The following is a 13,644-nucleotide window of genomic DNA, read 5'->3' as shown; positions in this document are numbered from 1 at the left end:
GTGCCCAGGCACGGCAGGTTTGCGCAAGAACACTATCGTGCCCATGCTCCGCGTGTTCAGCGACCTGAGCATCAGTCCTCTACGTCGAACTGGTCCTTGATGTAGCGAATTTCAGTCCGGCCATGCGGCACAGGCTGGCCGTCTTCGTCGAGGTTGACGAACACGATCTTCTCGACGGTCAAAATGCTTTTGCGGGTGATCTTGTTGCGCACCTGGCATTTGAGGGTGATCGAGGTGCGGCCGAACTCTGTAGCGGTGATGCCCAGTTCGATGATGTCGCCCTGACGCGAGGCACTGACGAAGTTGATTTCCGAGATGTACTTGGTCACCACCCGCTGATTACCCAGCTGAACAATCGCGTAGATCGCCGCCTCTTCATCGATCCAGCGCAGCAGGCTGCCGCCGAATAACGTGCCGTTGGGGTTGAGGTCTTCGGGCTTTACCCATTTGCGGGTGTGGAAATTCATGGTCACTCCTGAGCGTCTGGCCGATGGATAGCTGCATGATGGCAGAGCCGGCGGCCCGCGCCCATGCCTGGGTCATAGCGACTGTGCATCGACCCTATTACAGACAGATGGCAATTGGACGGCCTTTAAACCGACAGAAAGCCTTGGGTAGAATCGCGAGCACCGCTATACTGCCAAACGTTTCAAAACGGTCATCTACGCTTGATACCGTTCCCGCCACCTGTCCGAGGGGCGCTGCAGCAGGTTTTCCCTGTCAGGCTCGGATGGGGCGTTGTTTGCCAGGACAATCCTCGACCGGCAAACCTTAAACGCACAACGGCGCCCATTCGCATTTTTATGGAATGGAGACTCTCAATGAGTGCTGTAATGACGCCCGCAGAATTCAATGACTACAAGGTTGCCGATATTTCCCTGGCCGCCTGGGGCCGCCGCGAAACCATCATCGCCGAATCCGAAATGCCTGCCCTGATGGGTCTGCGTCGCAAATACGCCGGTGATCAGCCGCTGAAAGGCGCGAAGATTCTCGGCTGCATCCACATGACCATTCAGACCGCCGTACTGATCGAAACCCTGGTTGCCCTGGGTGCCGAAGTTCGCTGGTCGTCGTGCAACATTTTCTCGACTCAGGACCAGGCTGCTGCGGCCATCGCTGCTGCCGGCATTCCTGTGTTCGCCTGGAAAGGCGAAACCGAAGAAGAATACGAGTGGTGCATCGAGCAGACCATCCTCAAGGATGGCCAGCCATGGGACGCCAACATGATCCTCGACGACGGCGGCGACCTGACCGAGATCATCCACAAGAAATACCCGGCGATGCTGGACAAGATCCACGGCGTCACTGAAGAAACCACCACGGGCGTGCACCGCCTGCTGGACATGCTGGCCAAGGGCGAGCTGAAAATCCCGGCCATCAACGTCAACGACTCGGTGACCAAGAGCAAGAACGACAACAAGTACGGCTGCCGTCACAGCCTGAACGACGCCATCAAGCGCGGCACCGACCACTTGCTGTCCGGCAAGCAGGCGCTGGTGATCGGCTACGGCGACGTGGGCAAGGGCTCGGCCCAGTCCCTGCGTCAGGAAGGCATGATCGTCAAAGTGACCGAAGTCGACCCGATCTGCGCCATGCAGGCCTGCATGGACGGTTTCGAGCTGGTCTCGCCGTTCATCGACGGTGAAAACGACGGCACCGAAGCGAGCATCGACAAGGCGCTGCTGGGCAAGATCGACCTGATCGTGACCACCACCGGTAACGTCAACGTTTGCGACTCCAACATGCTCAAGGCGCTGAAAAAGCGTGCTGTGGTGTGCAACATCGGTCACTTCGACAACGAAATCGACACCGCTTTCATGCGCAAGAACTGGGCATGGGAAGAAGTGAAGCCACAGGTTCACAAGATCCACCGTACCGGCCCGGGCTCGTTCGACGCACAGAACGACGACTACCTGATCCTGCTGGCCGAAGGCCGTCTGGTCAACCTGGGTAACGCCACTGGTCACCCAAGCCGCATCATGGATGGCTCGTTCGCCAACCAGGTTCTGGCGCAGATCTTCCTCTTCGAGCAAAAGTACGCCGACCTGGCCCCGGCCAGGAAAGCCGAGCGTCTGACCGTTGAAGTACTGCCGAAGAAACTCGACGAAGAAGTGGCCCTGGAAATGGTCCGCGGCTTCGGTGGCGTTGTGACCAAGCTGACCAAGACCCAGGCCGATTACATCGGCGTGACCGTCGAAGGTCCGTTCAAGCCAGACGCTTATCGCTATTGATAGATAGCTGCAAGCGATAAGCTTCAAGCTGCAAGCAAGTGCATTTCTCTTGTTTGCAGCTTGAGCTTGACGCTCGTTTCTTTATCGTTATTACACAGCCGTGAGCGGTAAGCATGAGGCTGCGGAGCCAGGCATACAGCCCTCTTGCAGCTTGTAGCTTGCAGCTAAAAGCTGGAGGCCTCCTCCCCCATGTCTCAAGAACGCCGCTTCAGCTTCGAGTTCTTTCCTACCAAGACCGACGCTGGACATGAAAAGCTGCTGACCGTTGCTCGTCAGCTCGCTACGTACAACCCCGATTTTTTCTCCTGCACCTATGGTGCCGGTGGCTCGACCCGCGACCGCACGCTCAATACCGTGCTGCAGCTGGAAAACGAGATCAAAGTCCCTGCTGCGCCGCATTTGTCCTGCGTAGGCGACAGCAAGGATGACCTGCGCAACCTGTTGGCGCAGTACAAGGATGCGGGCATCAAACGCATCGTGGCACTGCGCGGCGACCTGCCATCCGGCATGGGCATGGCCAGCGGTGAACTGCGTCACGCCAATGACCTGGTGAGCTTCATTCGCCAGGAAAGCGGCAGCCACTTCCACATCGAAGTCGCCGCCTACCCGGAAATGCATCCGCAGGCGCGCAATTTCGAAGACGACCTCAAGCACTTCGTCAACAAGGCCAATGCCGGCGCCGACAGTGCGATCACTCAGTACTTCTTCAACGCCGACAGCTATTTCAACTTTGTCGAGCGTGTCGAGAAGATGGGCGTCAGCATTCCGATCGTGCCGGGCATCATGCCGATCACCAACTACAGCAAGCTGGCGCGTTTCTCGGATGCCTGCGGTGCGGAAATCCCGCGCTGGATTCGCAAACAGCTGGAAGCCTACGGCGATGACGTGCAAAGCATCCAGGCGTTTGGCGAAGAAGTCATCACGCAGATGTGCGAACGACTGCTGCAAGGTGGCGCTCCCGGCCTGCACTTCTACACCCTGAACCAGGCGGAACCGAGCCTGGCGGTGTGGAACAACCTGCAACTGCCACGCTGAAAACGGCTGCGGCACCGCGATCCGACCGGCAGTTTCCGGGGGATCGCGGCCTCATACACCGTTGGGCAGCAGGAAAGCGGCGTATTGCGCTCGCTCTGTTATACTCCAGCCTTCCCGCCAGGCTTACGCCCGGACGCCCGGTCTTGCAATCGTCATCCGTTCACGCCAACAGCGCAATTTTCATCAAGCGCAGACGTCACGGAATGCACTGAAGACCCGGCAGGACCGGACGGGATCGCGTTGTCTTTACACGCCATTCGCGCCAGGCAAGACATCCCTTGAGCTTAAGCTCCAACAGAACAGGATTACTCATGTCCTTTGCTTCCCTCGGTCTCTCCGAGGCTTTAGTCCGCGCCATCGAGGCAGCCGGCTATACCCAGCCTACCCCCGTGCAACAGCGGGCCATTCCCGCCGTGTTGCAAGGTCGCGACCTGATGGTTGCGGCACAGACCGGTACTGGTAAAACCGGCGGTTTCGCCCTCCCTATTCTGGAGCGGCTGTTTCCCAATGGTGTTCCGGACAAATCCCAGCGTCACGGCCCGCGTCAACCGCGCGTTCTGGTCCTGACCCCGACCCGCGAACTGGCCGCACAGGTGCACGAGAGCTTCAAGCTCTATGCCCGCGACCTGAAGTTCGTCAGCGCCTGCATCTTCGGCGGCGTCGGCATGAACCCGCAGGTTCAGGCCATGTCCCGTGGTGTGGACGTCCTGGTGGCCTGCCCCGGCCGCCTGCTCGACCTGGCCGGCCAAGGCAGTGTCGACCTCTCCCACGTCGAAATCCTGGTGCTCGATGAAGCAGACCGGATGCTCGACATGGGCTTCGTGCATGACGTCAAGAAGGTCCTCGCGCGGCTGCCGGCCAAGCGTCAGAACCTGCTGTTCTCGGCCACCTTCTCCAATGACATCACGTCGTTGGCTGGCAAGCTGCTGCACAACCCCGAGCGCATCGAAGTCACGCCGCCGAACACCACGGTCGAGCGTATCGAGCAACGGGTTTTCCGCCTGGCAGCCAACCACAAGCGTTCGCTGCTGGCGCACCTGATTACCGTCGGTGCCTGGGAACAGGTGCTGGTCTTCACCCGCACCAAGCACGGCGCCAACCGTCTGGCCGAGTACCTGGACAAGCACGGCCTTGCGGCTGTCGCGATCCACGGCAACAAGAGCCAGAACGCCCGTACCAAGGCCCTGGCTGACTTCAAGGCAGGTGATGTACGCATCATGGTCGCGACCGATATCGCCGCACGCGGCCTGGATATCGATCAGTTGCCGCATGTCGTCAACTTCGAGCTGCCCAACGTCGACGAAGACTACGTGCACCGTATCGGTCGTACCGGCCGTGCCGGTCGCTCCGGTGAAGCCATTTCGCTGGTTGCGCCGGACGAAGAGAAGCTGCTCAAAAGCATCGAGCGCATGACCAAGCAGAAGATCGCCGACGGCGACCTGATGGGCTTCGACATCACCGCAGTCGAGGCTGAGAAGCCTGAAGTGCGTGAGCGTCCGGATGTTCGCAACTCGCGTGGCGCACGTCCTGCACGTGGCGATGGCGACAAGAACAACGGTGGTCGTCGCGACAAGGGCAAGGATAAAGGCAAGGAAAAACCTGCCGCTGCCTCCGCCACTGGCGAACGCCCTGCAAGGCAGCCACGCGAAAAAAAACCTCGTGAGGGCACGCCTCGCAGCGAACAGCGTGCATCGCAACCCGCCACACCGCGCCCGGCAGCCGATCGTGCACCGGACGAGTTCCGTGACGACGAAGTAGACAACTTCGGCAACCGCGCTGACTACGTCAGTCCTTATCAGGGCAAAGGCCAGAACCGTGGTCGCCGCCCTGCCGCCGCGCCCGGCGCAGCCGCACCGGCCGCTGGCGGCGCAGCTCGCCCGGCCAACCAGGGTCGACCTGCCGGTGGCGCTCGCAACGGCTCCGGCAGTGGCGCACCAAAGCGCAACGGCTCGGGCTCATCGGCACCACGCTCGCGTGATGGTCAGCCACGTGGCCGTCGTCCGGCACGTGAAGAGCAACCCTTGCCACGTGAAGGTCAGGAGCCGGTCGCACGCGCACCCCGCGACGGCCAGCCTCAGCCGAAGATCGTGCACAAGGAATCCAAGATCGACCGCTTCCCGTCTGCCGAGCAACTGGACCAGTTGCCAAGCCGCCCACGCGGTGAAAAACCGGCCCTGCTGACCCGCAACCGCGACAGCTGACAGCCACGCAACACTGAAAACGCCCCGACTTGCTCGGGGCGTTTTTGTTTGTTGTATCGATGATCGTCGTGCGAGATGATCGCTCCCGCACTCTGCGTATACGTAAATCTGTTTTTGATTCTGGCCGAAGGCCGTAGGAGCGAACTTGTTCGCGAAGGCTTCAGCTCAGACGATGCATTTTCGGTGAATATACAGGCCCTTTCGCGAACAAGTTCGCTCCCACGCCCTGCGGGCAGAAACCTGAAAGCGCCGTCCTCCGAGCTTTTCAGGGCTTGTATATGAAGATAAGCGCTCCGCGTAGTAGCGCAGCCTTGGACGCTCCGCGTTCGATCCTGGGCAGCACCAACAAAAACGCCGACCCAAGGGTCGGCGTTCTGTCGATCAAGCGCGCAATTACTTCTTCTGTACGCCTTCGAAGCTGATGTCCAGATCCAGCGTCTGCGACGTCGGGCCTGGGCCCTTGATGCCGAAGTCGTTCAGGTTCAGCGTCGAAGTACCGTTGAAGCCGGCACGGTAGCCGCCCCATGGATCCTTGCCTTCGCCGTTGAAGGTTGCCTTGATGACGATTGGCTTGGTTACGCCGTGCAGGGTCAGGTCGCCAGTGACGTCAGCCGTTTTCTCGCCAGTCGATTTGACTGCGGTGGAAACGAATTTGGCTTCCGGGTATTTGGCAACGTCCAGGAAATCCTTGCTGGAGATGTGCTTGTCGCGCTCGGCGTGGTTGGTGAACAGGCTGGCGGTTTTCAGCTCGACATTGATCTTGCTGGCTTCAGGCTTGGCAGCATCGAAGCTGAATGTGCCGTCCCAGTCCTTGAAGGTACCGTGGATGAAGCTGTAGCCCAGGTGGCTGATCTTGAAGTCAACGAATGCGTGTTGACCTTCCTTGTCGATAACGTAGTCGGCAGCCATGGCCTGGCCAGCAGACAACAATGCGGTACCCAGAGCCAGAGCGGCGAGAGACTTCTTCAACATGCGTTTATTCCCGTTTTGATTGAACAATCAATTACGACCCAGCATACGCTTGAGGGTCACATCGCGATCGATGAAGTGGTGTTTCAATGCAGCAAGACCATGGAGCCCCGCGAATATCACGATGACCCAGGCCAGATACAGGTGAATCCAGCCAGCCGTTTCTGCCTGATCAGGAAGGCCCGAAACCAGCGCGGGCACATCGAACAGGCCGAATATCGGAATCCCCACGCCGTCGGCGGTGGAGATGAGATACCCGGCGAACATCACGGCAAACAGTGCGACGTACAAAAACAGATGGCCGAATGCGGCACCGATGCGCGTCAACTTACTGTAGCTGGTCAACGGCGGTGGTGGCGGACTGAGCAGGCGCCAGACCACACGGATCAACATGACTGCAAACAACGTGATGCCGATGCTCTTGTGCAGATCAGGGCCCGCCTTGCGCCACGTATCGTAGTAATCCAGCCCGACCATCCACAGCCCCAGCGCAAACATTCCAAACACGACAGCAGCCACACCCCAGTGCAGCACCATGCTGACCAGACCGTAGCGAGAGGATGAATTACGTAGCTGCATTACCAGTACCTTGTCAGAAGTGTTACCAGACTAGCTTTTTATCTATCGAATGAAAGCGCAAAATTTCGCTCGGACATATCGAACAATACGATAGGTCTGGTGGGCAGCTCGTACTTCGATTCTGTTGCTTTCCCCAACATCTGAACCCCTGTTCAGCGGTGTCAGGCTGTCCTCGCTGCAGCAGCATCCCGATAATTGGCCGCCAGTAACACTTTGCAATGACCATCGGCGTTTCGATGCCGATGAACGGCACGCCGAGGCCCGACAAGGTCAACCCACAGGGATAGAACGAATCGAGCGTGCATAAAAAAAGGGATGCGGTATGAACCGCATCCCTTTCAGTCAGCCATCGGCTGGTCAGTTGTTGGCGTCTGCAGGCGCTGCGTCAGCAGGGGTCTTGGCTGGAGCCGGTTTGCTCTGAGCCTTTTTCGCGGCCTCTTTTTTGGCCGCTTCCTTCTTCGCAGCCTCTTTTTTAGCCGCTTCTTTCCTGGCCGCTTCCTTGCTCTGCACTTTCTTCGCAGGCTCAGCCTTGGTCGCTGGCTTCTTCGCTGGCTCGGCTTTTACCGGCGGTTTGGCAGGCTGAACAACCGGCGCAACCACGGGTGCCGGAGCGGCAGCCGGTGCAGGCGCTGGAGCCGGCTCTACCGCTTTCTCAACCGGAGCAGGTGCCGGCGCCGGTTGCTCACCACCGCCGAATATGCGCGAGAAGAAGCCTGGCTTGTCAGCCTGCGGCTTGGCAGGTTCGGCCGGCTTGTCGGAGGAACCGCCGAACAGATTGCTGAAGAAATTACCTTCGGATTTCTGCGCAGCCGGGGCCGGAGCTTTCGGCGGCGCAACCTTGACCGGTTCGAACGACTTGCCAGCGGCCAGATCCTGCACCTGACCGGCTGCACGCTGACCACTGCGCAGGGCGCCTTCCAGGGTGCCGGGGTACAAGGTGTCGGTGTGCTCGCCAGAAAAGGCTACGCGCAGAATCGGCCGCTCCCACAGACGCCAGTACTTGCTGATCTGACCGGGGCCGAACGCCAGGTAAGAACCGCCAGTGGAGGGATCGACGCTGTAGCGGCGGATTTCATAGCCGGTGTACGCACCGCGAGCTTCAGGGTAGAACGCATGCAGACGGATCAACACCTGATCGACCATCTGCTTGTCACCGAAGGCCTGCATGATGCGCGCGTTGTCGCCCGACAGGTTGATCACCACGTTGGCGCCACCTTTAAGCGCCGGCTCTACCCACAACATGCCCAGACCGGTGTTACTGAACACTTCACCGGACATGCGCGCCTTGCTGTCCCAGACTGGGGTCTTGAACTTGAGCATGATCTGGTCGCGCCAGCCGTAGTTGGTGCTCTTGATCGCGCCCATGTGCTGCGCGTCCAGTGCAGGCGTCATCTGGATCTTGCCCAGCGAACGCAACGGCACGGCCATGACTGCGTAGTCGGCTGTGTAGCTGGTCGCGCCAGCCTTGACGGTGACCTTGTCCTTTTCCTGAATGACTGCCGTCACCGGCGAGTTGGTCTTGACGGTCTTGAGTTGCTTGACGAACGCCTGGGTCAGCACCGCGCTGCCACCGGGCAGACGTGCAGCACGCAAGTCACGCTCGTCGACCGAGCGATACACCCGCGATTGCTGGGCGAGGTACAGCAGCGACAGGCGCGAAGGCTCGTCGTAGCGGGTACGGATCTGCTGATTGATCAACTGACGCGCCGTGACAGGCAGGTTCAGGCGGTCCAGCCAGTTGGCGACGTTGATCTGGTCCAGCGCAAACAGCGTGCTGTTGGACGCCGGGTTTTCCGGGTCGTCCACCGAACGCGCGAGGTTATCCAGCGTGTCGTTGTAGCGCTTGATGGCTTCGGCGGTCGCCGGCTGTTTGACAGCCAGGTCAGCCTGGGTGAAGTACACACCGTCGATCAGGTAGCTGGGCGTGCGCACGAATTCAGGCGCAGGCACAGTAGGCAGCTTGAAGCTGTCCAGGTAGCGGTTCAGCACAGGCTGAGCCTTGGTGTTGCCGATCCACTCGCTGGTCGCCAGACCGGAGCGTCCGCCCAGGCTCGGCTTGGCTTCCAGCAGCGTCACCTGCCAGCCTTTGGCCTGCAGTTCATAGGCGGCAGTCAAACCTGCCAGACCACCACCGACGACAATGGCGGTTCGTTGTTTTTCATCGGCGAGCGTCGAAACGCTGACCAACCCTGCCACTATCAGCGCACAGGCGCGCAGCCAACCAGAAAGCATTCGGCGAACTCCAGAAAACATAGGGAAGATAGGGCAAGTCAGCCCGACACATCGACTCGCTGCGCAGGATACGCGAGCCATCAAATAGCCGCCAGCAATGTCCATCGGCCGTTAAAACTGCATCAAAGGTTGTTCCGCAGCCGGGCATTGCATAGGCTTGCGCGATTGTTCGTCCTCGCATCAGGCGAGTCGCTACCCGGAGATTGAAAATGGGCCTCAATGACCAGTGGATGCAACGTGACCTGAAGGTCCTGTGGCACCCCTGCACCCAGATGAAAGACCACGAAAATCTGCCGTTGATACCGATCAAGCGTGGTGAAGGCGTATGGCTTGAAGACTTCGAGGGCAAGCGCTATCTGGACGCTGTCAGCTCCTGGTGGGTCAACGTTTTCGGACACGCCAACCCGCGCATCAATCAGCGCATCAAGGATCAGGTTGACCAGCTGGAGCACGTGATCCTCGCCGGTTTCAGCCATCAGCCAGTGATCGAGCTGTCCGAACGGCTGGTCAAACTCACGCCTGACGGCCTGACCCGCTGCTTCTACGCCGATAACGGCTCGTCGTGCATCGAAGTCGCGCTGAAAATGAGCTTCCACTACTGGCTCAATCGCGGCCAGCCGGACAAGAAACGCTTCGTCACCCTGACCAACAGCTACCACGGCGAGACCATGGCGGCGATGTCGGTCGGTGATGTGCCGCTGTTCACCGAAACCTACAAGGCGCTGCTGCTCGATACCATCAAGGTGCCGAGTCCCGATTGCTACCACCGCCCGGACGGCATGAGCTGGGAAGAGCATTCGCGCAACATGTTCGCCGCCATGGAGCAGACCCTCGCCGAGCACCACGCCAGCGTCGCGGCGGTGATCGTCGAACCGCTGATCCAGGGCGCGGGCGGCATGCGCATGTATCACCCGATCTACCTCAAGCTGCTGCGCGACGCCTGTGATCGCTATGGCGTGCACCTGATCCACGACGAAATCGCTGTCGGTTTCGGCCGTACCGGGACCATGTTCGCCTGCGAACAGGCCGGCATTCGTCCGGATTTCCTGTGCCTGTCCAAGGCGCTGACCGGTGGCTACCTGCCGCTGGCCGCCTGCCTGACCACCGACGATGTGTACGACGCGTTCTACGACGACTACCCGACCCTGCGTGCGTTTCTGCACTCGCACAGCTACACCGGCAACCCGCTGGCCTGTGCGGCGGCGCTGGCGACCCTGGATATCTTCGAGCAGGACAACGTCATCGAGAACAACAAGGCCCTGGCGCAACGCATGGCGACGGCCACTGCGCATCTGGTCGATCACCCGCACGTCGCGGAAGTGCGTCAGACCGGCATGGCCATCGCCATCGAAATGGTTCAGGACAAGGCGACCAAGACCGCCTACCCGTGGCAGGAACGCCGCGGCATGAAGGTCTTCCAGCATGCGCTGGAGCGTGGCGCACTGCTGCGGCCGCTGGGCAGTGTGGTGTATTTCCTGCCGCCGTACGTGATTACGCCGGAGCAGATCGACTTCCTCGCCGAGGTAGCCAGCGAAGGCATTGATATCGCGACGCGCAGCAGTGTCAGTGTTGCCGTGCGCGAGAACTTTCATCCGGACTTTCGCGATCCGGGTTAAGGGCTGAAATTGCGGCGTCATGACTGACGCCTTCGCGGACAAGTCCGCTCCTACAGGGGCCTGGCTGCACATGCGGGAGCGAGCCGGGTGACGACACCCTCACAGAATGAACACCGGAACCGAGACACACCATGAGACTGTCGCGCTTTTTTACTGAAACGCCGCTGAGTCTGGGCGAGCATGAACTGCCTGAGGCCCAGGCGCATTACATCAGCCGCGTGCTGCGCATGACCGAAGGTGACGCGCTGCAACTGTTCGACGGGTCGGGCCAGGAGTTTCGCGGCACCTTGCTGGAAGTCGGCAAGAAGCGCGTGCATGTGCAGCTCACCGAAAGCTTCGCGGGGCAGGTGGAGTCAGGCCTGCGCATTCATCTCGGTCAAGGCCTGTCGCGCGGCGAGCGGATGGACTGGGCCATTCAAAAAGCCACCGAGCTGGGCGTCAGCGAAATTACGCCGATTGTCAGCGAACGCTGCGAGGTGCGCCTCAAGGACGAACGTGCCGAGAAGCGCCAGGCACACTGGCAGCAGATCGCGATCAGCGCCTGTGAGCAATGTGGTCGCTCCGTGGTGCCGGTGATTCATGCACCGATGCCGCTGGCCGAGTGGATCAAGCACACCGAAGCCGACCTGAAACTGGTCCTGCACCCGGTAGCCGAACCCCTGACCAGCCATGACAAGCCCGCCAGTCTGGCCTTTCTGATTGGTCCGGAAGGCGGTCTGAACGATGCGGAAGTCACTCAGGCGCAAGACGCAGGCTTCCACGCCGCGCGCCTCGGCCCACGCGTGCTGCGCACTGAAACCGCTCCCGTGGTCGCGCTCAGCGTGGCACAACAGCTGTGGGGCGATTTCTGATCGCTGATGATGGTCCCCACGCTCATGCGCTCTGCGTTATACGCAAGTCCTGATGGGCTTCTGCCCGGAGGGCGTAGGAGCGAACTTGTTCGCGAAGACAGTAGTTCAGGCGATGCATTTTCGACGAATATACTGGCCCTTTCGCGAACAATGCAGATCGCCGCCCCGGTCGCTCCTACGGCCTTCGGCCAGAATCAGAAGCAGACTTACGTATAACGCAGAACGCTGGAGCGTGGTAACGGGTGTCAGGTCCCGACCGCCCCTCCTCACAGCACATAAAAACAAATCGCCACAAAGTGCATCAAACTGCCGGCAATGACGAACAGGTGCCAGATGCCGTGAAAGTGGCGGATCTGGTCGTAGGCGAAGAACAGGATGCCGACGGTGTACAGCACGCCGCCTCCGGCCAGCCAGATGAAACCCGATACACCGAGCGCAGCCAGCAGTGGCTTGACGGCCACCAGCACGATCCAGCCCATCACCGCGTAAATCACGATGGACATGATTCGCGCTTCGGAGCGCGGTTTTATCTCTTGCAGGATGCCGATCAGCGCCAGCCCCCAGACAATGCCGAACAGGGTCCAGCCCCACGCGCCGCGCAATGTCACGAGACAGAACGGGGTGTAGCTGCCGGCAATCATCAGGTAGATCGAAAAGTGGTCGACCTTCTGCATGATCGATTTCGAGCGTCCCTTGACGCTGTGGTAGACCGTCGAGACGCTGTACAGCGTCACCAGACACACACCATAGATGGCCATGCTGACCACTTTCCAGACATCGCCATGCAGGCTGGCCATGACCAATAGCCAGATCGCACCGACGGCCGCCAGTACGGCGCCAACCAGATGCGACCAGGCGTTGAATTTTTCTCCGTAGTACATCCGCTTATTGCCCTCGCCTAGAGAAAATACTGATGACAGACGCTCCCGGTTATTGAAACAAAGAGCAACGTATCTGTCATTACAGGGCACAATCAGCGCACCTTAACCATAAGCGCCACGACATGCAGATCGATGACGAACTGACGCTCAAGAAACTGGAAATATTCCTGGCCTTCATGCGCACCGGCAATCTGGCGCGGGCGGCGGAGGAGTTGCAGACCAGTAACGTCAGCGTGCACCGCGCCATTCATTCGCTGGAAAGCGCGCTGCGTTGCCCGCTGTTCAAGCACGAGGGACGCAACCTGACGCCACTGGAAAGCGCGTATGTGCTGGAAGAACGTGCACAGAAACTGGTCCAGGATGTGCTCGCCACGGTGGAACTGACCCGTCAGGCAGCAGGCTTCTCGGCGGCGCGGTTCAGGCTGGGGGCGTTGTACTCGCTGACCGTCAAGACGGTGCCGCAGCTGATCATGGGCCTGAAGATCCGCCGCAGCGAGCTGAATATCGACCTGATTCTGGGCTCGAACATGGACCTGCTCTACAAGCTCAAGAACATGGAAGTCGATGCGATGCTGGTGTCGCTGGATGAAAGCACCCATGACCCGGACTGCGAGCATCTGGCGCTGTTTTCCGACGACATCTTTCTCGCCGTCCCCACCGACTCACCGTTCGCCGAACACCCTGAAGTGGACCTGAGCGACCTGCGCGAAGCGACGTTCATCACCCTGACCCAAGGCTTCGCCACGCACCGCGACGGGATCCGCGTATTCCAGCAGGCCGGTTTCGAGCCCAAGGTGGCGATGCAGGTCAATGACATCTTCACCCTGCTGAGCATGGTCAGCTCCGGCGTCGGCTATGCACTGCTGCCGGGAAGAATCGCCGCGGTCTATGAAAACCGCGTGCGCCTGATCCCGTTGCAGAGCCGCTACCGGATGCAACAACACATCGGCATTGTTTTTCTCAAGTCCAAACAGCGCGATCCCAACCTGCTGGCGCTGTTGGCCGAGTGCCGGATGTACACCAACCGGCTGCTGGAACAGACGACCTGA

The 13,644-nt window shown here is 60.0% G+C and carries 11 protein-coding genes and 1 riboswitch; of the genes, 6 read left to right on the top strand and 5 right to left on the bottom strand.

From position 1 onward, the window contains the following. Positions 1 to 71 precede the first annotated feature (71 nt). Positions 72 to 467 carry an acyl-CoA thioesterase gene (locus tag KUIN1_RS02525; protein ID WP_003404521.1) on the bottom strand — a complete coding sequence of 132 codons (396 nt, stop codon included), beginning with the start codon at positions 465 to 467 and terminating at the stop codon, positions 72 to 74. 220 nt (positions 468 to 687) lie between these two features. Next, a riboswitch (S-adenosyl-L-homocysteine riboswitch) is annotated at positions 688 to 798 on the top strand. Between the two features lie 23 nt (positions 799 to 821). Here KUIN1_RS02525 and ahcY point away from each other — a divergent pair. The 3 genes from ahcY (at position 822) to KUIN1_RS02510 (ending at position 5,467) form a co-directional block, all read left to right on the top strand. Then, a complete protein-coding gene (gene ahcY, locus KUIN1_RS02520) occupies positions 822 to 2,231 on the top strand; it encodes an adenosylhomocysteinase (RefSeq protein ID WP_003316712.1) in 1,410 nt (469 codons plus the stop codon). A gap of 189 nt (positions 2,232 to 2,420) precedes the next feature. Further along, on the top strand, positions 2,421 to 3,266 hold the full coding sequence (gene metF / locus KUIN1_RS02515) for a methylenetetrahydrofolate reductase [NAD(P)H] (RefSeq protein WP_003346344.1): 846 nt from the start codon (positions 2,421 to 2,423) through the stop codon (positions 3,264 to 3,266). Positions 3,267 to 3,577: 311 nt separating this feature from the next. Further along, a complete protein-coding gene (locus tag KUIN1_RS02510; protein WP_096139241.1) occupies positions 3,578 to 5,467 on the top strand; it encodes a DEAD/DEAH box helicase in 1,890 nt (629 codons plus the stop codon). A gap of 393 nt (positions 5,468 to 5,860) precedes the next feature. On the opposite strand, the gene KUIN1_RS02505 is transcribed toward KUIN1_RS02510, so the two are convergent. From KUIN1_RS02505 to KUIN1_RS02490, 3 genes are all read right to left on the bottom strand, one after another. Continuing rightward, positions 5,861 to 6,439 carry a YceI family protein gene (locus tag KUIN1_RS02505; RefSeq protein ID WP_002551707.1) on the bottom strand — a complete coding sequence of 193 codons (579 nt, stop codon included), beginning with the start codon at positions 6,437 to 6,439 and terminating at the stop codon, positions 5,861 to 5,863. Between the two features lie 27 nt (positions 6,440 to 6,466). Further along, positions 6,467 to 7,015 carry a cytochrome b gene (locus tag KUIN1_RS02500; protein ID WP_011266415.1) on the bottom strand — a complete coding sequence of 183 codons (549 nt, stop codon included), beginning with the start codon at positions 7,013 to 7,015 and terminating at the stop codon, positions 6,467 to 6,469. A gap of 357 nt (positions 7,016 to 7,372) precedes the next feature. Further along, on the bottom strand, positions 7,373 to 9,247 hold the full coding sequence (locus KUIN1_RS02490) for a flavin monoamine oxidase family protein (protein WP_152091806.1): 1,875 nt from the start codon (positions 9,245 to 9,247) through the stop codon (positions 7,373 to 7,375). A gap of 209 nt (positions 9,248 to 9,456) precedes the next feature. Between KUIN1_RS02490 and KUIN1_RS02485 the strand changes: the two genes are divergently transcribed. Together KUIN1_RS02485 and KUIN1_RS02480 are read left to right on the top strand one after the other, a co-directional pair. After that, entirely contained in the window at positions 9,457 to 10,863 is a 1,407-nt protein-coding gene (locus KUIN1_RS02485; RefSeq protein ID WP_003402943.1) for an adenosylmethionine--8-amino-7-oxononanoate transaminase, read from the top strand. A gap of 131 nt (positions 10,864 to 10,994) precedes the next feature. Beyond that, positions 10,995 to 11,714, top strand: coding sequence for a 16S rRNA (uracil(1498)-N(3))-methyltransferase (locus KUIN1_RS02480; RefSeq protein WP_003402944.1), 720 nt, complete (start codon positions 10,995 to 10,997; stop codon positions 11,712 to 11,714). Between the two features lie 266 nt (positions 11,715 to 11,980). Here KUIN1_RS02480 and trhA read toward each other — a convergent pair whose 3' ends face one another. Further along, complete coding sequence (trhA, locus tag KUIN1_RS02475) at positions 11,981 to 12,595, bottom strand: PAQR family membrane homeostasis protein TrhA (protein ID WP_011266412.1); 615 nt, start codon at positions 12,593 to 12,595, stop codon at positions 11,981 to 11,983. A 122-nt stretch (positions 12,596 to 12,717) separates the two neighbouring features. On the opposite strand from trhA, the gene KUIN1_RS02470 reads away from it, so the two are divergent. Next, on the top strand, positions 12,718 to 13,644 hold the full coding sequence (locus KUIN1_RS02470; RefSeq protein WP_003402946.1) for a LysR family transcriptional regulator: 927 nt from the start codon (positions 12,718 to 12,720) through the stop codon (positions 13,642 to 13,644).

This window comes from Pseudomonas sp. KUIN-1 (assembly GCF_009176725.1).
In the GTDB taxonomy this organism is placed as follows: Bacteria; Pseudomonadota; Gammaproteobacteria; order Pseudomonadales; family Pseudomonadaceae; genus Aquipseudomonas; species Aquipseudomonas fragariae.
This window is presented reverse-complemented; position numbering and strand designations above follow the sequence as displayed.

Excerpts from the sequence above, each read along its gene's own strand:
- trhA (WP_011266412.1), bottom strand. The coding sequence starts at position 12,595 with ATGTACTACGGAGAAAAATTCAACGCCTGGTCGCATCTGGTTGGCGCC.
- KUIN1_RS02505 (WP_002551707.1), bottom strand. The coding sequence starts at position 6,439 with ATGTTGAAGAAGTCTCTCGCCGCTCTGGCTCTGGGTACCGCATTGTTG.
- KUIN1_RS02525 (WP_003404521.1), bottom strand. The coding sequence starts at position 467 with ATGAATTTCCACACCCGCAAATGGGTAAAGCCCGAAGACCTCAACCCC.
- metF (WP_003346344.1), top strand. The coding sequence starts at position 2,421 with ATGTCTCAAGAACGCCGCTTCAGCTTCGAGTTCTTTCCTACCAAGACC.
- KUIN1_RS02485 (WP_003402943.1), top strand. The coding sequence starts at position 9,457 with ATGGGCCTCAATGACCAGTGGATGCAACGTGACCTGAAGGTCCTGTGG.
- KUIN1_RS02470 (WP_003402946.1), top strand. The coding sequence starts at position 12,718 with ATGCAGATCGATGACGAACTGACGCTCAAGAAACTGGAAATATTCCTG.
- ahcY (WP_003316712.1), top strand. The coding sequence starts at position 822 with ATGAGTGCTGTAATGACGCCCGCAGAATTCAATGACTACAAGGTTGCC.
- KUIN1_RS02490 (WP_152091806.1), bottom strand. The coding sequence starts at position 9,247 with ATGCTTTCTGGTTGGCTGCGCGCCTGTGCGCTGATAGTGGCAGGGTTG.
- KUIN1_RS02500 (WP_011266415.1), bottom strand. The coding sequence starts at position 7,015 with ATGCAGCTACGTAATTCATCCTCTCGCTACGGTCTGGTCAGCATGGTG.
- KUIN1_RS02510 (WP_096139241.1), top strand. The coding sequence starts at position 3,578 with ATGTCCTTTGCTTCCCTCGGTCTCTCCGAGGCTTTAGTCCGCGCCATC.
- KUIN1_RS02480 (WP_003402944.1), top strand. The coding sequence starts at position 10,995 with ATGAGACTGTCGCGCTTTTTTACTGAAACGCCGCTGAGTCTGGGCGAG.